Origin of the sequence: Actinoplanes sp. CA-131856 (genome assembly GCF_050956135.1) — a bacterium.
Classification (GTDB): Bacteria; Actinomycetota; Actinomycetes; order Mycobacteriales; family Micromonosporaceae; genus Actinoplanes.
Window position 1 is genome coordinate 4184345 of sequence record NZ_CP191849.1, and the last position, 21962, is coordinate 4206306.

Genomic DNA, 21962 nt, shown 5'->3' on the forward strand with positions numbered 1-21962 from the left:
GGCCGCGCTGCGTCTTGGAGTTACGGCAGGACCCAGCGCTGGTTCGCGCCGGCGAAGCAGTCCCAGATCTGCAGGCGGGTGCCGTTGGCCGAGCTGTTGTTCGACGCGTCCAGGCACTTGTTGCTGCCGGCGTTGACCAGCGTGCCGTTGGACTGGGCCGTCCAGCGCTGGGCGCCGGTGCCGTTGCAGTCGTAGATCTGCACCAGCGAGCCGTTCGCCGTGCCGGCGGCGTTCACGTCGAGGCACTTGCCCAGGCCGCGGATGGTGCCGTCGGTGCCGACGGTCCAGTTCTGCGCGGTGGTGCCGTTGCAGTCGTACAGCTGGACCGCGGTGCCGTTGGCGCTGCTGGCCGAGGCGATGTCGACGCACTTGCCGGCGATCCCGGTGATGCGGCCCGTGCGGCCCGACGGCGGCGGAGTGGTCGGGCCACCGCCGCCCATGACGGTCTCGTAGATAGCGCTGACCAGCGAGTTCGAGCCGGTGGCGTCCTGCGACAGCTCCCAGTTCATGATGCCGCCGGCGTTGGCCAGGGCCCACTGCGTCTTGCGGCGGATCGTCGGCAGGCCGTTGTAGCACTCACCGGAAGCGGTGCAGTCGCGGTTGGCGTTGGCCGGGTCCTGTGCGACCAGTTGGGCGTACGTCAAATAGCCCGGCCGGCTGTAGAACGGCACCCCGAGCACGGTCTTGGCCTTCGGCAGGCCCCGGTTCTTCCAGAAGTTGGCGCTCGCGATCGACCAGTCGTAGTTCGCGTGGGGGCTGCCGCCGTCGTACGCCATGATGTTGAGCCAGTCGACATAGCCGAACACGGCCGGCTGGACGCCGTTGGCGGTGTTGCCCTCGCTGACGACAGCGGCCGTGAGCAGCTTGCCCTCGTTGTGCAGGGCCGTGCTGAGCTGCTGCATGAGCGCGGTGTAGTTGTTACCGGAGGTTCCGGGGTCCGGGTACTCCCAGTCGATGTCGACACCGTCCAGGTTGTACTGACGGACGGTGTTCATCACGGTGTTGACGAATGTCGTCCGCGTGCCCGAGTTGGCCGCGAGCGACTCGAACGCCGAGTCGTTGCCGTCGTTCCAGCCGCCGATGGCCAGCGAGATCTTGGTGTTGTTCTGGTGCCCGAGGGTGACCAGCTGCTGGAGCTTCGACGTGTTCTCGATCGGCTGGAGGGTGCCGTTCGCGTTCGGCAGCGCGAACGAGTAGTTGATGTGGGTGAGCTTCGAGTACTGGATGCTCGTGACGCTGCCGGCCCAGGACGGCATGTAGCCGACGCTCTTGAACCCGTTCGGCAGGACGGCGGCCTCCGAGGTGCCCTGGACGGCGAGCGCGGTGATCGTGCCGACCGCCGCGACGGTGAATGCGGCGGCCGAGGCCGCCCACCTGCTTCTTTTCCTGATGGCCATGGGGATGGCGACCCTTCGTGTCCGGCGCGGGGGATGCGCCGTGGGGATGACTACGGGCGGCCAAATCTTAGGAAGGTTAACTAATGATAGTCAATATAGGACTTCATAAAAGTCTTGTTCGGTACGTCCCCGGTCCGCTGCGGGGCGGCGCGGAAGCGGTCGGACGGGATCTACTGGGAGGCGTGAGTGATCTTCGTGAGCTGGTGGTTCGGTGGCAGCGCGGCTGGGGCGTCGCCCGGGGGCTGTCCGAGGCGGCTGACCTGGGGGCGGGGCTCCGGGTGCGGTGCGGGCAACTCGGGCGCGACGTCGAATACTTCGCCCTCGACGGGGCCGCCTCGGTGGCCGGGCTGGCCGGCTTGGTCAAGCGCGAGGACGACGTCACCTGGCTGACCGTGCCGACCGTGGAGCCGGAGCGCGCCGCCGCGGCCGTCGAGGCGGCCGGGCTGGTCGTGCTCAAGGCTTCCGAGAAGCTCATGGTGATCGAGCTGAGCGAGCAGCCGCGGATCCCGGTCCCGGCCGGCTACCGTGCCGAGACGACGATCGAGGGCCCGGTGGTACGCGTCGAGCTGCTGGACCGCGACGGCGAGGTGGGCGCCCGCGGAACGATGGGGATCGCCGGCACCGACGGCATCGCCGACAAGATCCAGACGATGCCCGGCCACCGGCGCCGAGGGCTGGGCAGCGCCGTGATGAGCGCGCTGGCCCAGATCGCGCTGGCCCAGGGCGCGCTGGCGCAGATCGCGCCTGCCCAGGGCGCGGTGGCCCAGGGCGCGGTGGCCCAGATCGGGCCGGCTCGGCACGGGCTCCTGGTGGCCAGCGAGGACGGTCAGGGCCTGTACGCCACGCTCGGCTGGCGCGCGGTGGCCGACGTGCTGATCGCGGCGCCTCCCGGCGTCAGGTACCCGGACTGACGCCGTACCGCAGGATGGTCTTGAGCTTCTCCCCGGCCGTGCGGCGCGGGTCGCTCAGATAGATCTCGTGGTGCCGCCCGGTCACCTCACGGCCGTGCTCGCCGGCGAACGCGAGCAGCCGGTGGATCGCCTCGGTCTCCTCCCGGTAGGGGCCCACGTGCAGCACCTGGACGGACGGCCCCTCCTCGAAGGTCTCCAGCCGCACGCCCGGCGCCTCGATCATGTCGGCCGTGGCCCCGGGCGGCTGGAGCAGCATCATGGTCCACTTCCAGCCGCTCCGATCGCCGAGGCCGTCACCGACGCCGGTCCACAAGCCCTCGAGCGGCGGCACCGAGTAGACCTCGCCGCGTGCCTTGAACACGGCCCGGACGCGGTAGGCCGTGCGGTAGAGGCGCTGCACCGCGTCCTCGTAGCCGGCGCCGTTCGGATCACCGGCGCCGTCGACCATCAGATAAGGCAGGGCGGGCACGTCGACGAAAGCCGGCGTGGCCTTGGCGGTGAACAACTCTCGGTGGGCTCGCTTCACCGTCTCATCCTCGGGCCTCGACCAGGGTGAGAGTCAAGGCCGCGATGTGAGCAGTAGGAACGCGAGAGTCACGCGGAGGAAGTGGTGCTCGCGGGCGGTGGCGGCCACGAGAACGACCAGGACGACGATCATCCGGCGACCGCGGTCACCGCGTCGAGGATCGCGCCGGTCACCTCGGCCGGGTGGGAGACCGTGATGGAGTGCGAAGCATCGTTCACTTCGCGGACGCCTTTCGCCCCGGCCCGCTCGGCCATGAAGCGGTGCAGCGCGGGCGGCACCGCGTGGTCGGCGCCCCCGAAGACGAACCAGGAGGGAATGGACCGCCAGGCCGGGGTGGCCGCCGTCAGGCCGGTGGCGAGGGCCGACCGGGTGACCGGGCGCTGGGTGGCCGCCATGACCGCGGCCCGCGCGGCGGGCAGGTCGTGGGCGAACTGCTCGTGGAACGCGTCCGGGCGGATGACGTGCTCCGTGCCGCCCGAGGCCAGGGGATACGAGGTGACCGCCGCGCCGAACCCGCTGCCGGGGAACTTCGCGGTCAACTCCAGCGCCGACTCGCCCTGGTCGGGGGCGAAGGCGCTCACGTAGACCAGGGCCGCGACCGTGGAGATCTGGTGCGCCACCTCGGTGACCACCATGCCGCCGTAGTCGTGCCCGGCCAGCACCACCCGCGTGCCGAGACCGGACACGACGTCCCGCACGTAGGCGGCGTCGCCGGGCAGGCCGCGCAGCGGGTTGGCCACGGCGACCACCCTCAGATCGCGTGCGACCAGCCTCTCCACGACGCCGTTCCAGCTCGCCGACTCGGCGAAGGCCCCGTGCACGAGGACGACGGTCGGTGTCATGGTGCGTTCCTTTCCCGCAGGAAGTTAACGGCTGTTCGCATGGCCGCGCCGGCCGCCGCGGTGTCGCGCAGCGAGTTGAGCATCATGAAATGGGGCGGTGCGCCGTCGTAGGTGGCGGTCGTGGTCCGCACACCGGCCGAGGCCAGGTCGCGGGCGTAGGCCAGGCCCTCGTCGCCGGCGCCCCGGGCGATGACGAGAGTCTCCGGTGCGGACGGAGCGGCGGTGACGCCGCGGGGGTAGTACAGCGACTGATGGGCGAAGCGGACCCGGCCCGCGGACAGCGACGTGGCCAGGGCGGCCCCGGTGTCGTCCCCGGCGACGGCGAGCCGGTTCCCGTCCAGTCCGGAGGTACGGCCCCGCTCGGCGATCCACTGCGCCACCGCGTACGCCTGCTTCAGCGCGACCGGGAAACCGCCGTCGAACTCGACGAACGCCACCGCCACCGACGCACCCACGGCGAGCTCGCGCACCAGCCGGTCGTGGGTGCCCGCGTTGCCCATCACGAAGCCGCCGCCGTGCAGGTACAACAGCGGTGGCAGCACCCGCGTGGCCCCGGGCGGCCGCACGATGCGCACGGCGGCGTCGCCCACCGTCACCCACGTCTCGTCGACGTCGGGCCTGGGCACCGGCGTGGCCTGTCTCTCCTCCAGCTCTTTCCGGGACAGGAATTCGTGGCGAAGCATCATGCCATCCCAGACAGGGCAGCCGTGGTTCTTGTGACAGAAGCTTGGTGATTGCCCGGGCACGGACCACGATGAGCTGGTGACGACGGATCTCGACGATGCCACGGCGGTCTTCCTCGGCGTGCGTCCGCGCCTGTTCGGCATCGCCTATCGCATGCTCGGCAGCGCGAGCGAGGCCGAGGATCTGCTCCAGGAGGTCTGGCTGCGCTGGCAGGCCTACGACCGCGGCAAGGTCACCAATCCGGGCGCCTTCCTGGCCACGACCACGACGCGGCTGGCCATCAACGAGCTCCAGTCGGCGCGGGCGCGCCGCGAGACGTACGTCGGGCCCTGGCTGCCCGAGCCGGTCGACACCAGCGCCGACCCCTACCTGGGCGCCGAGCGCGGCGAGGCGCTGGAGTACGCGACGCTGCTGCTGATGGAGAAGCTCAAGCCGGCCGAGCGCGCCGCCTATGTGCTCCGGGAGGCCTTCGACTATCCGTACGGCCAGATCGCCGACATCCTCGACACCACCGAGCCCGCCGTGCGCCAGCTGGTCAGCCGGGCCCGTAAGCACCTGGCCGACGAGCGGCGGGCGCCGGTCGCCGCGGCCGAGCAGAAGAAGCTGCTCGCCGCCTTCCTCGAGGCCTCGCGCGGCGGCGACATGGCCGCGCTGGAGAGGCTCCTGGCGCCGAACGTGCTCAGTGTGTCGGACGGCAACGGCGCGCTCGGCATCGCCCGCCGCGTGGTCGAGGGGCCGCTGCCCGTGGCGAAGTTCTTCATGGCGCTCTCGGCCTGGATGTGGGAGGGCGCCTCCCTGCGCTGGCTGGAGACCAACGGCCAGACCGCCGTCCTGCTCTCGCTGGCCAACGGCAACGAGGCCTATCTGACGATCGGCGTCACCCCCGACGGCGTCGACCGGGTCCTCTGGCAGATGGTTCCGGAAAAGTTGTCACAAGTTCTCTAGCTGCCCGGTCTAAGGGGTGACTGCGAGAGAACAGAGGACCACATGCGGACGATCCTGGTGGTGGGCGGCGGTTATGCCGGCTTCTACACGGCCTGGAAGCTCGAGAAGAAGCTCCGGCGCGACGAGGCCCGGGTCGTCGTGGTCGACCCGCGTCCCTACATGACCTATCAGCCCTTCCTGCCCGAGGTCGTGGCCGGCTCGGTCGAGGCGCGCCACGCGGCCGTCTCGATCCGCCGTCACCTCAAGAAAACCAAGATCATTTCCGGTACGGTGGTGAAGGTCGACCACGCGCACAAGACCGCCACCATCCGCCCGGCCGAAGGCCCGGAATACGCCCTGCCGTACGACATCATCGCCGTGACCGCCGGCGCCGTCACCCGCAAGCTCGACATCGCGGGCGTGACCGAGCAGGCCATCGGCATGAAGCACGTCGAGGAGGCCGTGGCGATCCGGGACCGGATGCTCGTCAACTTCGACCGGGCGTCGACGCTGGAGCCCGGGCCGCAGCGCCGCCGGCTGCTGACCGTCACCTTCGTCGGTGGCGGCTTCTCCGGGGTCGAGGGCTTCGGCGAGCTGCTCTCGCTGGCCACCGCGCTGGCCCGCAAATATCCGGAGCTCGACCCGTCGGAGCTCTCCTTCCACCTGGTCGAGGCCCGGGGACGGATCCTGCCCGAGGTGACCGACAAGCCGGGCGAGTGGGTGGTGCGCTCGCTGGAGAAGCGCGGCGCGCACATCCACCTCAACTCGGTGCTCCAGTCGGCCGACGGCGGGCACGTGGTCCTGTCGACCGGCGAGGAGTTCGACTCCGACCTGATCGTGTGGACCGTCGGCAACGCGGTGAGCCCGCTGGTGCGCAACCACACCGACCTGCCGGTCGACGGCCGGGGCATGCTGATGGTCCGGCCCGACCTGCGGGTCGGCACCGATGAGGAGTTCGTGCCGGACGCGTGGGGCGCGGGCGACGACGCCGCCATCCCCGACCTGGCTTTGCCCGGCTCCGCCACCGTGCCCAACGCTCAGCACGCGGTGCGCCAGGGCAAGCTGCTCGCCAAGAACCTGGTGGCGTCGCTGCGCGGGCGGGAACCGAAGCAATATCTGCACCACAGCCTCGGCGTGGTGGCGACTCTGGGCCTGGGGCGGGGCATCTTCCAGTGGAAGGGCATCGTCATCAAGGGCTTCCCGGCCTGGGTGATGCACCGCGGCTACCACGTGCTGGCCGTGCCCAGCTGGGAGCGGAAGGTGCGGGTCCTGTTCGTCTGGATCACCGCCGCCCTGTTCGGCCGCGACATCGTCTCGCTGGCCTCGGTGCAGGACCCGCGCCGGGCTTTCGTCACGGGCAGCGAGGTGCCGGCCCTGGCGTCTTCCGCGGCGCCGGCTGCTTCTTCCGCGGCGCCTCTCGAGCATGCGCCCTCCGCATGACGACGTCGTGCGCGGGTTTCTAGCCGCCTGCCGGACGGGAGAGATCACGGCGCTGCGAGCCGCCCTGCACGACGACGCCGTCGCGATGTGCGACGGCGGCGGGGCGGTGCTCGCGGCGCTCAACCCTGTCCGCGGTGCCGAGGCGGTGGCGGGGCTCGTCTCCGTGCTCCTGTGCCGCCCCGGCGGCGTGCTGACCGTCGAGTCCGTCAACGGCCGGTCCGGCCTGGCGCTGCGCCGGGCCGGCCGCGCCGAGGCGGTGGTCGCGGCCGAGTCCACCGGCGGTCTCGTGTCGGTCCTGTGGATCGTGCTCAATCCGGCCAAGCTCGCCCGGTGGCATGTAACGACAGAACATGGTTGAGGGTTCGTCGCCGCGGGAGCCTTGAGGCATGCAGAAAGTTAACCTGCGTTCGCAGGATCTGACCGGCCGGCTGGCCCTTGTCACCGGCGCCAACAGCGGTGTCGGTCTGGCCCTGGCCACCCGGATGGCATCGAGCGGGGCCGAGGTCCTCATGGCCGTCCGCGACACCACCAAGGGCGCCGCCGCCCTCAGCGCCATCCGCGACGAGGTGCCCGGGGCGGACGTCTCGCTGCGCACGCTCGACCTGGCCTCGCTGAAGTCGGTCGGCACGCTCGCCGGCGACCTGCTCGCCGAGGGACGGCCCCTCGACATCCTGGTCAACAACGCCGGGGTGATGGCGCCGGCGACCCGGCACACCACCGCCGACGGCTTCGAGCTCCAGTTCGGCACCAACTTCGTCGGCCACGCCGTCCTCACCCACCGCCTGCTGCCGCTGCTTCAGGCCGGCGAGGCCCGGGTGACCACGGTGACCAGCAGCGCCGCCCGGCAGGGCCGTCTCGACTTCGACGACCTGCAGGCTTCGCGGTCGTACTCCGCCGTCAAGGCGTACAACAACTCCAAGCTGGCCGATCTGATGTTCGCCCTCGAACTCGACCGCCGCAGCCAGGCCGAGGGATGGGGCATCGTCAGCAACGCCGCCCACCCTGGCACCACACTGACCGGGCTCTACGCGGCCGGTCCCAATCTGGGCCGCGGCAAACCGGCGCCGCACGAGGCCATCATGGCCCGCCTGGCCCGCTGGGGAATTCTGGTCCAGGACGTCGCCCACGGGGTCCTTCCGATCCTGTACGCCGCCACCAGCCCCGAGGCGCGGGGCGGCCGGCTCTACGGCCCGGACGGCTTCGGGCAGTTCAAGGGCGGCCCGGCCGAGCTCGACATCTACAAGTCCGCGCGCGACGAGAGCGCCGCGGCCCGCCTGTGGGGCTACGCCCTCGGCGTGAGCGTCTGAGAGGCAGGGACATGGATCGCGCCCGGCTCGCCGAATATCTGCGCACCCGACGGGAGGCCTTGCAACCCGAGGACGTGGGGCTGCCGCGCGGGCAGCGGCGGCGCACCCGCGGCCTGCGCCGCGAGGAGGTCGCGGTGCTCAGCGACATGTCGATCGACTACTACAGCCGGCTCGAGCAGCCGCGCGGCCCGCACCCGTCCGAGCAGATGCTGGGCGCGATCGCCCGCGGCCTGCGCCTGTCGCTGGAGGAGCGCGACCACCTCTTCGAGCTGGCCGGTTACGCCACGCCGCGCCGCGCGGCCGACAGCGAGCACGTCAACCCGGGCATGATGCGCATCTTCGACGGCCTCCAGGACTCGGCTGCGATGGTCGTGTCCCACCTGGGGGAGACGCTGTTGCAGACGCGCCTGGCGGTGGCCCTGGTCGGCGACGAGAGCATCTACACGGGACTGGACCGCAGCAAGCACTACCGCTGGTTCACCGACCCGGCCACCCGGTCGCTCCACCCGCGCGACGAGTGGGAGGAGCAGAGCCGCCTCATCGTGGCCGACCTGCACGCCTCCTACACGCGCGACGGCCATGATTCGCGGGCCGGCGCCATCGTCGACGCCCTTCTGGCCGCCAGCCCGTCGTTCGCCGAGCTGTGGCGGGGGCACCTGGTCGCCGGCCCGTACTGCGGGCCGGTGCGGCTGCTGCATCCGGAGGTCGGGCCGCTGGAGCTGGACTGCCAGCGGCTCGTCGACCCGGACCGGTCGCAGCAGCTCGTCGTCTACACCGCGAAGCCCGGTTCACTTTCCCAGGAGCGGCTCCAGCTGCTGTCGGTCATCGGGACAGCAGCCAGTCCTGGTAGCGCGTCGTGGTGATGACGGCGTCGTCCCTGGCGATGATGGCGTCGCCGGTGATCGCCGCGAACAGGCCGGCGCTCTCGTCGACGACGACGGGACGCCGGTCGCCCTGGAACGCGAGCGTGACGCGGCCCAGCTCGTCGAGCGAAAAGACCTCCGGGCCGGCGTAGTTCCGTACACCCATGAGAGGCTCGCCCACCGCGACGGCGGCCACCGCCTTGGCCACCTCGGCCGAGGCCATCGGCTGCACGAGAGTCGAGGGCAGGCGCACCGCGGTCTCGTCCGAGGTCCACGTCATGGCCGTGCTGACGAACTCGAAGAACTGGGTCGCCCGCACGATGGAGTACGGGATCTTCTCCTCCTGCTCGAGGAGGTTCTCCTGCAACACCTTCGCCTGGTAGTAGGCGAGGTCCGGCACCTGGTCGACGCCGACGATCGACAGGATGACGATGTGCCGCGTGCCGGCGTCCTCGGCCTCGTCGAGCAGGTTCTCCATGGTCTCGCGGAAGAAGACCGCGGAGGCCTCGTCGAAGGTCGGCGAGTTCGTCAGGTTGACGACGACCTCGGCGCCCTTGATGGCCTCCGCGACCCCCTTGTTCGCGCTCAGATCAACCCCGTTCGACAGAGAGTACGGCGTCGCCTCGTGGCCCTGAGCGTTGAGGAGCTTGACGACCTGCGAGCCGATGAGCCCGGTGCCGCCGATGACAGCGATCTTCATGTTCCAGTCCTCCCGTGGTCCTGGCGCCTACGTCCGCCTCAAGGACCACGGGGGACCGTCTTACGTGACAGGCGCCGCCAGGACGAAATCGGCGACCGCGCCGTGCAGGAACGGGTGTTTCGGGTTCTGCGACCGCCCCAGATAGTTGAACTGCGTCGCCCCGAGCAGCAGCGCGCCCATTCGTGGGTTCGGGTTGACCCCGCTGACCTGCCCGTCGATGAGGAAGGTGAGCGTGCCGGCGACCCGGACCTCGACGTGGGTCCAGACGCCGACCGGCAGCGCCACCGCGGCGTCGACGAAGTCCTCGCCCTCCATGCCGCCCAGCTTCATGGCGAAGCGGGCCGTCCCGTTGCCGGTCCGCAGGGTCAGGAACATGTAGCTCTGTGCGTTGAAGCCGAGGTCGAAGACGCGGGCCGAGTTGGTGATGCTGTCCAGCCGCACCCAGGCCGAGACCGTGAGTTCGGTCAGATTCGCGGGAAGTCCCGGCGGGAGCACGACGTGGGCGCCGGTCCCGTTCAGCTCGATGCCCCGCTCGCCCGGCGTGGCGCCGCCCGCCAGCACGGCGTCCGGCCACTTGCGGGTGCGTTCCTTCAAACCCTTCAGAGGGTACGACGCCACGACCCCCGTGCGGGGCCGAGCGGGTGGCAGCGCGAAATAGACGTTGTAGTGCTCGTGGTGGACGTCGAGGAACGGGCTCAGCCGCACCCGCGTGCCGCCGGCCACCACGCTGAACTCGGCCGCTCCGGCCTCCCTCCGCAGCGTGCGCGGATCGGCCGTGGGCAACGCCGCGGGCGGAGTGTCTCCGTAACGGCCGGCCAGCACCAACGGACCGTAGGCGAGGGCGTGCACCGCCGGATTGTCCGGTGCGGCCAGCCATCGGGTCCGCAGCGGCAACCGCAGCTCGACCACGTCGCCGCGCCGCCAGGTGCGCCGGATCTCGGCGAACGAGCCCGGCCGCGCGCGCAGCGAGGATCCGTTCACTTTCAGCTCCGGATCCCGCACCCAGCCCGGAATACGGACGCGCAGCGTGAACGGCTTGCCGGTGCCCGTCACCGCGATACGCACTGTGCCGGCGTACGGGAAAGAGGTCGTCAGCCGGACCGGCGCGCCGCGGAAGGTGATCTCGGACGGGATGAACAGGTTGACCGAGAGCACGTCGCCGTCGGTGTCGTAGACGGGCTCGGCGAACTTGGTGTGCGTCTCCAGGCCGGAGCCGTGATCGCAGCTGAAGTTGCCGTAATCGCTGCTGTAGGAGCCCGGATCGGAGACGAGGCCCTCCTTTCCCTTGCGGGAGGCCGTGTTGGAGAGCCCGGTGTAGTAGGTGACGTTGCCGTGCGCCGACTCCGGGTCCTGCTCGCCGAGCATCTGGTTGAGCAGCGCCCACTCGTAGTAGTCGAGGTAGTCGGTGCGCTTGGGGTTCAGCTCGTACAGCCGCCGGGTCAGCTTGAGCATGTTGTAGGTGTTGCAGTTCTCGCACGTGTTCTCGCCGAGCTGGCTGACCACCTGGCCGGGCGGGCCGAAGAACTCTGCGTTGGCGTTGCCGCCGATCACGTAGCTGTGGTGCCGCACCACCTGGTCCCAGAAGTACGTCGCGATGGTGCGGTACTTCTCCTCCCGGGTCGCCTTGAACGAGGCCGCGGCGCCGACGATCTTCGCGATGTCGGTGTTGGCGTGCCGCCCGGCGAGGGTGTCGCGCTTCTCGGCGAGGGGCACGTAGATCTCGTCGTGGTCGAAGGCACGGGCCAGGTCGAGGTGCGCCGGGTCGCGGGTCACCTCGTACAGGTTGACCAACGACTCGTTCATGCCGCCGAACTCGACGTGCAGCACCTTCTGCATCTGCTCGCGGGTCAGCTTGGTCACCCGGGAGGCGGCCCAGCCAGCGATGTCAACGGCCATTCGCAGTGCGGTGGCGTTACCCAGCAGGCGGTGCTGATCGAGCAGCCCGGCCAGGATCTTGTGGATCGTGTAGTACGGCGCCCACGGGTTCTTGCCGGCCTCGAGGTCGTCGAAGACGGTCTCCGGGAAGGCCGACAGATAGCCGTTCGGGGCCTGGCAGGCGGCGAGGGCGTCGACGAGCGCGGCGCTCCTCGTGGTCAGCTCGGCGTCGTCGAGGTGGTAGGCCGCCTGGGCCAGGCCGGAGAGCAGATGGCCCGTGGTGTGCCCGCGCAGCTGGATGGCCGGGGCCTCCCAGCCGCCCAGAGGCTCGGCCGTGCTGGGCAGCCCGGCGGTCACCCGGAACATGTGCAGCAGCCGGTCGAGGTCGACGAACCTCAGGTAGGCCACGGTGCGGTTCATGTTGTCGAGATAGCGGCTCGGAAGCAGGCGTGGCTTGGCGTCCGTCCTCGGCGCTGCGAAGGCCGGCCGGGGAACGGCGGCGATGGCCACGCCGGCCGCGATGACTGTTCGCCGTTTCATCGGTACCACCTCAGCGAGACCGGGCCGAGCAGGCCGTACGCCTGCCGGGTGGCGATGCCGAACACCGCCGGGTCGGTGGTGCGCAGGCGGTTGAGCAGCGTTGTCGCCACCTCGACCTCGATGGTGTTGCGGCCCTTGCTCAGCGCCAGGTCGGCGACCGGTTCCAGCACGTCGATCGGTGGCAACAGACGCCCGTTGACCCGCACCCGGCACGTGTCGACCACCTTGCCGAGCGACAGCAACGCCCGGCCGGCCCGCTCCGCGGTGACCGTCGTGCGGTAGGTGCCGACGCCGGAGACGTCGGCCAGCTCCGGGATCGACGACCACGGCAGGAGTTCGGTGAGACTGACCTGGTGTCTGGTGACGCCGGTCGGCTGCCAGTCCTCGACGGCCAGCTCCCAACCGGTGAGTGCGACGGCGGGCTCGATGAAGGTGCGGACCGGGATGTGAACGCGGGTTCGCTGGAACTCCAGAAGCATCGACTGGCCCGGCTGAAGGGTGGCGCGTACCCGCACACGGTTGCCGTTACGGGTGTAGGTGACGCCGCGCCTCTCGCCGGTCCACGCGTCGATCTCGACCGGCACGGTCGAGCGGGACGTGGTGGTGAGCCACACGTCCTGGTCGATCGCCGTGATGGTCCGGTTCTCGGCGTGCCGGGCGTTGGCGAGATAGTAGTAGTCCTTGTCGCCGTCGACGCGGTGCACGGTCATCAGCGACGACCGCTCGTATTCCACGTCCCGCGTCACCCCGGCCGCCTCCAGCGCGGCCGGGACGCCGGTCTGGTCGGCGACCACTCTCGTCCGGGGCGAGGCGAGCAACTCGGCGAAGATGGGCTGGAGCGCCGCCGGATGCACGTCCGCCCAGTTACCGATCACGATGATCGGGAGCCCCGCCTTCGCGAGCGCCAGGAGCTGGCGTGCCGCCCGTACGGAAAGAGTGTGGTCCTTGCCCCGGAAGGCGTCGCCGTCGAGGATCAGCGCCTTGTAGCGGGGCGGCCCGAGCCGTCCGTCGCGGACCTTCGCGGCCGGCAGCGCGAGCGACGCCTCGTCGGCGAAGCCGTGCGTCCAGCCGATCGGGATGCCGTCGTTGGTGGCCCAGGGCGCGCCGATCCCGGTCGCGGTCCACCCCTTCTGCCGGAAGAAGACGAGGTCGGCCCGGGCCGTTCCGCTCTGCAGGAGCTCCTGGGTGCGGGCGAACCAGCCGGCGACGTCGCGCGCGTGCCGCCACGTCGGCTGCCGTGGACCCCACGCCTCGGCATAGCCGATCCCGTTGCCGTTGTAGGGCGAGAACGCCGCGAAACCGGGCCAGGCCGCGCCCGGTGCGTCCTTGTAGGCGAAGCCGTGCAGCACCGCCTGGTTCACACCGCCGGCGAAGACGCTGCCCATGGTCTGGAGCACCTTGTTCCACGTCGTGCTGTAGGCGCCGTTGGCGTAGGCGGCCGACTCGCACGAGAGGATCCGCTTACCGGCCATGTCGCGGGCCGAGGCCAGGACCCGGTAGTCGTCCAGGTTCTTGAAGCCGAGCGACTCGCCCTCGGCCACGTCGAGCAGGGCGGCGCTGCGGATGGCGTCGGTCGAGAGGCCGTACGGCTGGGCCCGCAGCTGGAGTCCGAGCTGGTGCGCGAACTCGCGCAGCGGGATCAGGTGGCGCTCGTGGTAGAGGTCGGACAGCACCTGGTTGAAGGCGTCCCGCACGTGGTTGGACGTGTCGGAGTCGAACGCGTAGAGGTACTTTCCCTTGGGGTTCAGCAGGATCGGCAGGGAGGGGAGCAACTCGGTGCCGGTGCGCCGGGCGAACTCGGCCGGCATCGCGGGCGTCCAGAGCGTCCAGTCGGTCTCCAGCTCGAGAGAGTCCTCGAAGAGGTCGCCGCCGGCCTGGCGCAGCAGCTGCCGGATCGGCTTCGTCAGCACGAGATCGTTCCAGGTGTCGATGACGGCCTGAGTGCCGGCCGTGCTGAAGTGGTCGACCACATAGGACGTGGGAACGGTGTGCGGGCCACCCTCCGGTTCCTGCCCGGAGCCGCGCACCTTGTAGGTGAACAGTAGCCATGACCCGTCGGCCACGGTCACCTCGACCTGACCGCCGACCGGCGTCAGCGTCTGTACCGAGGCCGGGTCGAGCACGCCGGGCGAGACCAACCGGGCGATCTGCACGGCGAAGGCGTCCGGCTCGACCGGCGCCGTGATGCCGCCGGTGAACGGGGTGACGGTGTGCACGAGCTCCTTGGCCGCGGCCGGGTCGTCCGGCGTGATGCCGGGCACGGCGGCCGGCCAGCTCGGGCCGACGGCCAGGTCGATGGTCAGGCCGCGCCGTTTGGCCTGGCGCAGCGCCGACTCCACGGCGTCGCGCCACGGCTGGGTGCCCCAGCCGTGCCCGGCCGCGTCGAGGTCGGCGCGGACGCTGTGGTGCACGTCCTGGATCTCGGCGCCGGCGAAACCGGCGTCGGCAATCTGGTCGATCTCACGGGCGATCTCGGCCGGGTCGACCAGGCCGTGCGGCCACCACCAGCGGAACTTGGCGCCGGTGGCGGGAACCTTGGCCGGGGTGGCCCCGGCGGGGGCCGCGGGCCAGGGGAGCGCGGCGGCCGCGCCCAGGGCGATGACGGTACGGCGTTTCATCGGGTGAGCTCCAACTTCGCGGTGACGACGGCGCTCGGCCGCAGGGTGACGGGGCCGGCCAGGCCGGACGGCAGGATCTTGTTGCGGGAGTTGGCGAGCGTGTTGGTCACCCGCACGCTCACCGTGTTGGCGCCGGGCCTCAGGACCTTCGAGACATCGACCGTGTACGGATGCCACAGCGCCGCCGGAAGTTCGGCGCCGTTCACGGTGACCGTCGCCAGGTCGTGCACCTCGCCGAGATCCAGCTCCAGGCGGCGATCCGCGAGGTCGGCCGCGGTGAGGTCGAGCGTGGTGGTGTAGGTGGCGCTGCCCGAGAACGTGGGGTCGAACGTCGTCCACGAGCCCAGCGGGCGTTCCTGCGGGGCCGAGCCGTCCTTCTCCAGCTGGACGGTCCACGGCTTGTCGAGGGCGATCGGCGCGAGCGGGTCGGTGACGACCGCCGTGCCCTTGTAGGTGCGGCCGTTGGCCGTACCCGTCAGCTTGTAGTTTCCGGGGGAACTCGCCGTGACTTTGGCGTCGAGCGAGCGGCCCCGCGCGGTCACCTTCGTCGCCGGCAGCGTGCCGTCGGTCAGGTGCGGCTGCTCTTTGCCGTTCTTGAAGACGACGCCGATCGTCTCGTACGGCTTGAGCGTGAGTGGCACGGCCGAGCCGTCATAGGCGGTCGCCCTGATTCCCTTGCGGGGGTCGTTGATCGACGGGATGCCGTGTGCCGGGAACGTCGCGGTCGTGGTGACCGTCGCGTCGCTCTCGTTGTTCAGGATGAACACCGTCTCCTGACCGCGCTGTACCCGGATCACGCGAACGGCCGGAGCCTTGGGCGACAGCGTCGCCGCCGCGTGTCCGGTCGCGGCCGTGGTGAGCCCGTCCGGCTCGTCGACGAGCGTGAACTTCACGCCGGCGAAGGCCTTCGCCAGCTCGGCGTCGCGGCCGAAGGCCTCCTTGGTGGGCAGCCCGCCGACCACGACGAGCTTGCCGCCCTTCCGGCTGAAGTCGTTGAGGAGCCGCGCGCTGGCCAGGTCGAGGATCGGCGTGTGCGGGAGCACGAGTTGGTCGTACGACGCCTGGCCCACCCGCAGTTGCTTGCCGCGGACCACGCCCTGGAAGCGGGCCACCGGGTCGCCGCTGAGCGAGGAATCGCTCAGCAGGTCGAAGTCGACCTGGCCGCGCTCCAGGGCGTACGACGCTTCGGTGAACGCCTCGTCGAGGGTGTGCCCGGTGTCGGTCGAGCGGGTCATCTCGGCCGCCCGCTGGGGTTGGATCAGGGCCGTGCGGGCCAGGCTCGTGCCCCGGCCCAGGTCCATCACCCGCCCGATCCAGGCGTCGACCGCGGGCATGTCCTCCCAGAACGTGCTGCGCGGCCCGAACGGCGGCGGGAAGTTGACGGACGTCTCGTCGGTCCACATCGCGTGCAGGAAGGTGAGGTTGACGCCGCGGGTGGCGAGCGCGCCGACGGTGGCCCGCATGTAGTCCGGGGCGATCTGCCAGCCGCCGTTGCCGAAGGTCTCCATCACCACGCGCGGCGCGCCGCTCTGGTGGGCGACCGAGGCGGCGTTGCGGCCGAGCATGGTCTGCCGGCCGGCCTCGTAATCGGTGGTGATCTCGTCGCTGCCCGGCACCTGGGCCCACTGGTTCACCTTTGTCAGGTCACCAGTGCTGTGCATGCGGTCCTGCGGGCTCTCCTCGTCGAGCAGCGGGTTGGTGATGAGCTTGAGCCCGTGCCGGCCCATCCAGTCGGCCTGCCGCTTGTAGTAGCTCGTGGCGAAAAGGTTGTTCACCGCCCGCCAGTAGAGGCCGGCCGGCGGGTCGAGCAGGTCGGACGCGGCCGTGTAGGCCACACCGGGGCTGCCGCCGGCCGCGGTGACCGCCCCGGCCAGGCCGGGCGACCAGGGGAGCTGCTTGAACGGGTGCGGCTGGGCCGAGGCGATGAACGGCTCGTCGTCCCAGAAGCCCAGCACGGTCGAGCCCATCGCCCAGCGGAAGCGGCGCACGTACTCGCCCGGGACCCGCTCCAGGAACGCGTCGGTCGCGGCCGGGTCGAGCAGGTCGAGATAGTCGCGCACGTAGCCGCTGGAGTCGTCGATCAGGGTCTTGCCCGCGTAGACGTCCAGTTGCCACTGGCCGGCCGGCACCTTCCAGGTCGTGCCGGTCAGCTCGATCGGTTTGTCAGTCCCGGCCAGTCTTGCCGCGGCAGCGGTCCGGCCGGTCAGGGTGACCTCGTCGCCGGGGAAGTTGATCAACCCTCGCGCGTCGGCGAAGTCGTCGCCGAAGAGCGCGGTCCCGTCGGGCCCGGCGACATTCAGGTTGTCCCACTGCGTGCGCTGGGTGCCCTCCGCGGACACGGCGACCGAACCTGTGCCGTACGCGGTGTCGGTCGCGGCCGGCTGCACGGTGTTGTTGATCTTCGGCGTGATGGTGCCGCCGGCGACCGTGACGTTGATGGTCTGCGCCCGGCTGGCCGAGAAGCCTGGCGTGGGAACGCCGGTGGTGAGCCGGGTCCGCACGCCGTCGTCGACACGGTAGACGCTCGCCACGCCCTTGACGTCCACGTCGACCAGATAGCCGTTCTGCTTCTGCTGATCGGCCCGCACCCACAGCTGCACACCGCCGGTGGTCAGCGTGGCCTTGCCGCTGACGGTGTAGTCGGTCCAGTTCGCGCCGGGCGCGAGAGGGGCCGGTCCGGTGCTCAGGGCCGGGTCGACGACGAGCTTGCCGGCGCTGACCGAGAGGCCCGAGGTGCTGTCCAGCTTCACCGTGGCCGGGCCGGTGACGATGCGGCTCGACCGCAGCACGGCCTTGAGCCGCAGGTCCGGCCGGGCCGGCCAGGTGCGGTCGCCGACCGTGCCGCCGTCGGCGACCAGACCACCGGCCCGGCCGCTCGGGAAATTGTTGTCGTTGAACAGCCAGACCTTCATGCCGGTCCGCTTGGCCTCGCGCAGGACGTGCTCGACCAGGTCGAACCAGGCCTCTGTGAAGAAGGCGGGCTGCTGGCTCGCGCCGCCGTAGGGGAACAGCACGAACGAGTGGACGCCCTTGGCCCGCATCTCGGCCATCTGCCGGTCGGTGATCTCCGGCGTGATGGTGTTGTTCCAGTACCAGTAGATGCTGGGGAGGCTGTCGTCCGTTGCTTTCCCGGCCGCTGGATTCGGCAGGCCGGTGACGACCAGGGTGGCGGCCAGCAAGGCGGTCAGTGCCTTACGCATCGGCGCTCCTCGAAGTGAACGACCATTCGCCGTTCCCGACGGTGCGGGTCAGGCCGGGCAGGCGGATCTCGGCGGTCGCGCCGGGCGGGACGGTCACGGTGAGGCGCACGGTGCCGCCGGTCCGGGTCCAGGCGGTGGCGACTTTGCCGTACGGCGTCAGATAGCTGCCCGACGCCGAAGCCGGGCCGCCGTTGACGGCCGGGGCGACGACCAGCTCGCGAAATCCGGCCGAGCCGGGCGCCTGGTCGATGCCGGTGACCCGGCGCAGCATCCAGGCGTCGAGCGCGCCGAGCATGAAGTGGTCCTGCGACTGGCCGCTGCCGCCGTCCCACGTCTCACCGAGCGCGGTCAGGCCCGCCTGGACCTGATAGCCGAGGCTCGGGCTGGTCGTCCGGGTGGCGATCCGGTAGACGACGTCGTCGCGGCCGGCGTCGGTGAGCACCCGCAGCACCGACGGGAACGAGATCTCGCCCATGACGAGGTGGTCGTCCTTGGCCGCGATGGCGTCGATCAGGTGCTGCAACTGGTCCGCCCTCAGGCCGGCCGGCACGGCGCCGACGTCGAGCGCCAGGGCCGTCGCACCCTGCCCACCGCCGCCGAAGAGGCCGGTCGCGGGGTCGTAGTACTTGGCCCACAACGCCTTCGCGATGCCGTCGGCGGTGGCCCGATAGGTGGCGGCGTCGGCGTCGTGGCCGAGCACGGTGGCGATCCGGGCCAGGCCGTCCGCGATCTTCCAGACGCCTGTGCTGCCGGGAATCGCCTTGGCCATGGCGGGTTTCTCGGTGGTGATCCAGTCGCCCAGGCTGTAGTCGTAGACGCCGTCGACCCAGCGGGCGGTCTGGCCCTGCAAGTAAGCGAGGTATCGCTGCATCGCGGGATAGTTGCGTTCGAGGATTTCCCGATCCCCGTACGTCCGATAGGTCTGCCAGGGCACGAGAACGAGCGCGCCACCCCAGTTCGGGTCGTCGCGATAGGCGCCGGCCAGCGAGGTGTGGTCGGGCACGGTGCTCGGCACCAGCCCCGAGGCCTCCTGGCCGTCCACCATGTCCTGCACTATCTTGTCCATCAGCGGGCGGACGTCGTAGCTGCGGGCGATCGCGTCGTACGCCAGATGGTCCTGCTCCAGCCAGCCGAGCTTCTCGCGGCTCGGGCAGTCGGTGAGGATGCTCTGCATGTTGTTCTCGACCGCGCGCCGGGTCAGCCGGTGGATGCCGTCAAGCACGTCGTCCGAGGTGTCGAAGGTGCCGGCCGGGTCGTAGTCGCCCATCGTGCGCAGCCCGTTGACGGTGATTCGCGCGCCCGCCGGCAGGCCGGCCACCTCGAGGTAGCGGAAGCCGTGGTAGTTGAACCGCGGATGCCAGGTCTGAGTGCCGCCCTTGCTGGTGAACTGGTCCCAGATCGGCGTGCCCACGTTGCTGATCGACTGATCGACGTGGTCGCCGCTCAGCGACTCGGCCGGATAGACCCGGACCGTGGTGCCGGCCGGGGCGGTGAGAGTGATCTCGGGAAGGCCGGCGATGTTGCGGCCGACGTCGAAGACCCCGGCCTTGACCTCGGTTCCCGTCAGGCGCTCGACGACCCGGACGGGTTCGCCGATCCGGGCCGTGAGCGGGCCCTTGGCCGGGGCGGCGACAGCGGCGGCCCAGGTCTTCGGATTCTCGCGGCGGGCGTCGTAGTCCTCGCCGCCGTACCACGAGGACACCGTGGTGGGACCGAGCGCGGTGCGCCAGCTCGTGTCGGTGGCGACGGTCTGCCGGCGTCCGTCCGCGTATGTGATCTCCAGTTGGGCGATCACCTGCGGGTCGCTGACCTGCCGTGCGAACTTCCGGTAACGGCCCTTGGTGTCCAGCGCGTTGGCCGTGCCGTTGCCGAGGGCGACCTCCAGCTCGTTGCCGCGCTGGTTCAAACCCTTTGTCACGTCGTACGCCGCGTACGGCACCCGGTCGGCGTAGTCGGTGTCGCCCGGCTCCAGGACGGCGTCACCGACCTTACGCCCGTTCAGAGTGGGCTCGTAGACCCCGAGGCCGCTGATGTAGAGACGTGCCTTGGTCACCTTGCCGTGGACGGTGAAGTCCTTCTTGAACACCGGCAGGGCGGCCGGCAGCCACGGCTGGGGCGGGACCTGGCCGGTGACGGTAGCGGCGGTGGTCCAGTCGTCGGCCTGCGCGGTCTGGACACTGTAGTCGACCGGGAAGTTGGCGGTCGTTCGCTCGGCGGTCAAGGTGTCGGTGCGCGGTTTGAGGACCACCTGGTCGAAGGACCTGGCCTCGCCCAGATCGAGGGTGAGCTGGAGGTGCGCGTCCGGGGTGGTGTGGGCGGCGCTCTGATAACCGAGGGGGAGGCCGTCGGCCAGCAGCGCGGGCTCCCATTCCTTGCGGACGGTCTCGGTCTCCGAGGCGGTGATGAACTTGCCGCGCCCCTCGGCCAGGTTGACGGCCGGGGCGGCGGAGTCGCGGACCTCGAGCTCGGCCAGTTGGAGCCGGTAGGTCAGCGCCGGGAAACCCCGGACGTCGCCGCTGGTCACCATGCGGTTCTTGCTGTCCAGAGGCTGCTCGGCCAGCGGCCGGCCCAGCTTGGTGACGTCGAGGCGTACGAAGCGGGCGTTCTGCTTCGGCAGTGTGACGACGACGGGCTGGACGGGCTTGGTGCTGAGCTGCCAGTCCTGGTTGCCGATCCACTGCGCCTTCCAGTCGCGCAGCCCGGTCTCGAACCAGGAGGGCGCGCTCCAGCCGGTGGGGGAGCGGTCATCGACCCAGGTGCGGACGCGCCAGTAAACGCGCGTTCGCTCTCCGAGCGCCCGCCCGGCGTAGGCGGTGGTGACGTCGCGGCCGCGGACACGCCCCGAGTCCCAGAGGTCCGGGCGGTTCAGGCGCGCGACGGAGGTGGCGGCCTGGACCTGATAGGCGACGTGTCCGGTACGTGTGTCCCGCCAGCTCAGATCCGGCAGCGCGGCGTCGATGCCGAGGGGCTGGACCTGCCCGTTGGCCCGCAGTGCCGTCGGCGCTCCCACGACGGTCGAGGCCAGCGCCGGCGCACCAGGCGCAGCGGAAACGAGCAGTGCAGCGGTGGTGATTGCGGTGAGGAGAGTACGACGCAAAGCGGCTCCTGTCGCGAAATCGTTTCAACCCACAACGATCCAGCGGTTCAACTAAAGAACCGCTAAATCCTTGGCGTGAAACGGTGACCAGCGACAACCGCGGGGGAGCGCGACTGTGAAACGTTTTAACATGGTGGTAACGATCACGCTAATATGCCGTCATCAATCGCGTCAATAGCCCTCGATGGATACGGCGCCCGCAGCTCGCACCCTGAGGCGGTGCCCCGGCGAGTCCCCACTCCGTGCGCCTTGGGCGAGCCTGTCTGCCGCCGGCCGCCCTCCCGCGAGGTGTCTGCCTTGGCGGGCGCGATCGTCACCAAGGGGCGTGCCCGACTACGCGCTCGTGCTCGGCGTCCCCGCGCGCCGCGTCGGCTGCCTGCTCTTCGCCTCGTGCGAGATTCGTTTCCTTCGCCTTCTGCCGGTCGACGATTTCGGCCGGCGTCTTGGTCGCTCGCGTCGGAGTTCAGCCTGTTCCTCGGGCTGTCGATGCCTTACCTCGGCCCGTTCTGGGCGCCCTGGGAATGGCCCTTCCCTGGCCACCTTGAGCGCGGGCGGCCTCAGTCGGAAGGTTGCGACGCCGGATCTCGCCGCCGGTCTACCGTCGGCGCGGGTCGGCGGCGGCCGCCGTAGAGGTGGACCCGGTCGTCGACGTCGTGGGCGGGCGCATCGCGCGTGAACGCGTCCTCGTCGACGAGGCCGTTGCTGACGTTCACCAGCTGGCTCTCGTAGTACCAGGAGGGATTGCAGGCGCAGCCGGTGAGGCGGAAGTTCGCTCGGTACCGCCCCACCTGTCCCGGCTGGAGGGTGAACAGCCGGGTGGCAATCCCGCGGCGAGGGTAGGCGACCCAGCCCCGGCGGCCACCCACTGTGACGTCGTCCCCCTCGACCCGCAGGGATACGCCTGCTCCGGGGGCGAGCTCGACACCGCCGGTCAGCACTCGCTCCCTCGGCGCGTAATCGTTCTCCTCGGCCAGCACCACATCATGAACCAGCACGTCGGATGCCGTGCTCAGTGAGGGCAGGGGAAATGGCCGTTCG

The 21962-nt window shown here is 70.5% G+C and carries 16 protein-coding genes; 6 read left to right on the top strand and 10 right to left on the bottom strand.

Annotated elements, in window-relative coordinates:
* Positions 1-20: 20 nt before the first annotated feature.
* Complete coding sequence (locus tag ACQP2X_RS19290) at positions 21-1397, bottom strand: glycosyl hydrolase family 18 protein (RefSeq protein ID WP_498698849.1); 1377 nt, start codon at positions 1395-1397, stop codon at positions 21-23.
* Positions 1398-1579: 182 nt separating this feature from the next.
* Between ACQP2X_RS19290 and ACQP2X_RS19295 the strand changes: the two genes are divergently transcribed.
* A complete protein-coding gene (locus tag ACQP2X_RS19295) occupies positions 1580-2308 on the top strand; it encodes a GNAT family N-acetyltransferase (protein WP_498698851.1) in 729 nt (242 codons plus the stop codon).
* Here ACQP2X_RS19295 and ACQP2X_RS19300 read toward each other — a convergent pair.
* The 3 genes from ACQP2X_RS19300 to ACQP2X_RS19310 all read right to left on the bottom strand — a co-directional run bounded on the left by ACQP2X_RS19300 (position 2292) and on the right by ACQP2X_RS19310 (position 4359).
* Complete coding sequence (locus ACQP2X_RS19300; protein WP_498698853.1) at positions 2292-2834, bottom strand: GyrI-like domain-containing protein; 543 nt, start codon at positions 2832-2834, stop codon at positions 2292-2294. The genes ACQP2X_RS19295 and ACQP2X_RS19300 overlap by 17 nt on opposite strands.
* Before the next feature lie 128 nt (positions 2835-2962).
* Positions 2963-3676, bottom strand: coding sequence for an alpha/beta fold hydrolase (locus ACQP2X_RS19305; protein WP_498698855.1), 714 nt, complete (start codon positions 3674-3676; stop codon positions 2963-2965).
* Entirely contained in the window at positions 3673-4359 is a 687-nt protein-coding gene (locus tag ACQP2X_RS19310) for an alpha/beta hydrolase (protein WP_498698857.1), read from the bottom strand. The genes ACQP2X_RS19305 and ACQP2X_RS19310 overlap by 4 nt, the downstream gene beginning before the upstream one ends.
* 79 nt (positions 4360-4438) lie before the next feature.
* Between ACQP2X_RS19310 and ACQP2X_RS19315 the strand changes: the two genes are divergently transcribed.
* The 5 genes from ACQP2X_RS19315 to ACQP2X_RS19335 are packed head-to-tail and all read left to right on the top strand — an operon-like array spanning position 4439 to position 8894.
* Positions 4439-5305 carry a sigma-70 family RNA polymerase sigma factor gene (locus ACQP2X_RS19315; RefSeq protein WP_498698859.1) on the top strand — a complete coding sequence of 289 codons (867 nt, stop codon included), beginning with the start codon at positions 4439-4441 and terminating at the stop codon, positions 5303-5305.
* Positions 5306-5347: 42 nt separating this feature from the next.
* Positions 5348-6724 (top strand): NAD(P)/FAD-dependent oxidoreductase, encoded by a 1377-nt coding sequence (locus ACQP2X_RS19320; RefSeq protein WP_498698862.1) that lies wholly within the window; start codon positions 5348-5350, stop codon positions 6722-6724.
* On the top strand, positions 6708-7082 hold the full coding sequence (locus tag ACQP2X_RS19325) for a sigma-70 family RNA polymerase sigma factor family protein (protein WP_498698864.1): 375 nt from the start codon (positions 6708-6710) through the stop codon (positions 7080-7082). The genes ACQP2X_RS19320 and ACQP2X_RS19325 overlap by 17 nt, the downstream gene beginning before the upstream one ends.
* A 28-nt stretch (positions 7083-7110) precedes the next feature.
* Positions 7111-8031, top strand: a complete 921-nt coding sequence (locus tag ACQP2X_RS19330) for an SDR family oxidoreductase (protein WP_498698866.1) — start codon at positions 7111-7113, stop codon at positions 8029-8031.
* 11 nt (positions 8032-8042) lie between these two features.
* Complete coding sequence (locus tag ACQP2X_RS19335; RefSeq protein WP_498698868.1) at positions 8043-8894, top strand: helix-turn-helix transcriptional regulator; 852 nt, start codon at positions 8043-8045, stop codon at positions 8892-8894.
* On the opposite strand, the gene ACQP2X_RS19340 is transcribed toward ACQP2X_RS19335, so the two are convergent.
* The 6 genes from ACQP2X_RS19340 to ACQP2X_RS19365 form a co-directional block, all read right to left on the bottom strand.
* Positions 8854-9594, bottom strand: a complete 741-nt coding sequence (locus tag ACQP2X_RS19340; RefSeq protein WP_498698870.1) for an SDR family oxidoreductase — start codon at positions 9592-9594, stop codon at positions 8854-8856. The genes ACQP2X_RS19335 and ACQP2X_RS19340 overlap by 41 nt on opposite strands.
* Before the next feature lie 60 nt (positions 9595-9654).
* Positions 9655-12009, bottom strand: coding sequence for a beta-L-arabinofuranosidase domain-containing protein (locus ACQP2X_RS19345; RefSeq protein WP_498698872.1), 2355 nt, complete (start codon positions 12007-12009; stop codon positions 9655-9657).
* Positions 12006-14627, bottom strand: coding sequence for a glycosyl hydrolase (locus ACQP2X_RS19350; protein WP_498698874.1), 2622 nt, complete (start codon positions 14625-14627; stop codon positions 12006-12008). Before ACQP2X_RS19350 ends, ACQP2X_RS19345 begins: the two co-directional genes overlap by 4 nt.
* Positions 14624-17827, bottom strand: a complete 3204-nt coding sequence (locus ACQP2X_RS19355; protein WP_498698875.1) for a glycosylhydrolase-like jelly roll fold domain-containing protein — start codon at positions 17825-17827, stop codon at positions 14624-14626. The genes ACQP2X_RS19350 and ACQP2X_RS19355 overlap by 4 nt, the downstream gene beginning before the upstream one ends.
* Positions 17820-20924 (bottom strand): family 78 glycoside hydrolase catalytic domain, encoded by a 3105-nt coding sequence (locus ACQP2X_RS19360; protein ID WP_498698877.1) that lies wholly within the window; start codon positions 20922-20924, stop codon positions 17820-17822. The genes ACQP2X_RS19355 and ACQP2X_RS19360 overlap by 8 nt, the downstream gene beginning before the upstream one ends.
* A gap of 557 nt (positions 20925-21481) precedes the next feature.
* Positions 21482-21919 carry a hypothetical protein gene (locus ACQP2X_RS19365; RefSeq protein WP_498698879.1) on the bottom strand — a complete coding sequence of 146 codons (438 nt, stop codon included), beginning with the start codon at positions 21917-21919 and terminating at the stop codon, positions 21482-21484.
* Between the last annotated feature and the right edge of the window lie 43 nt (positions 21920-21962).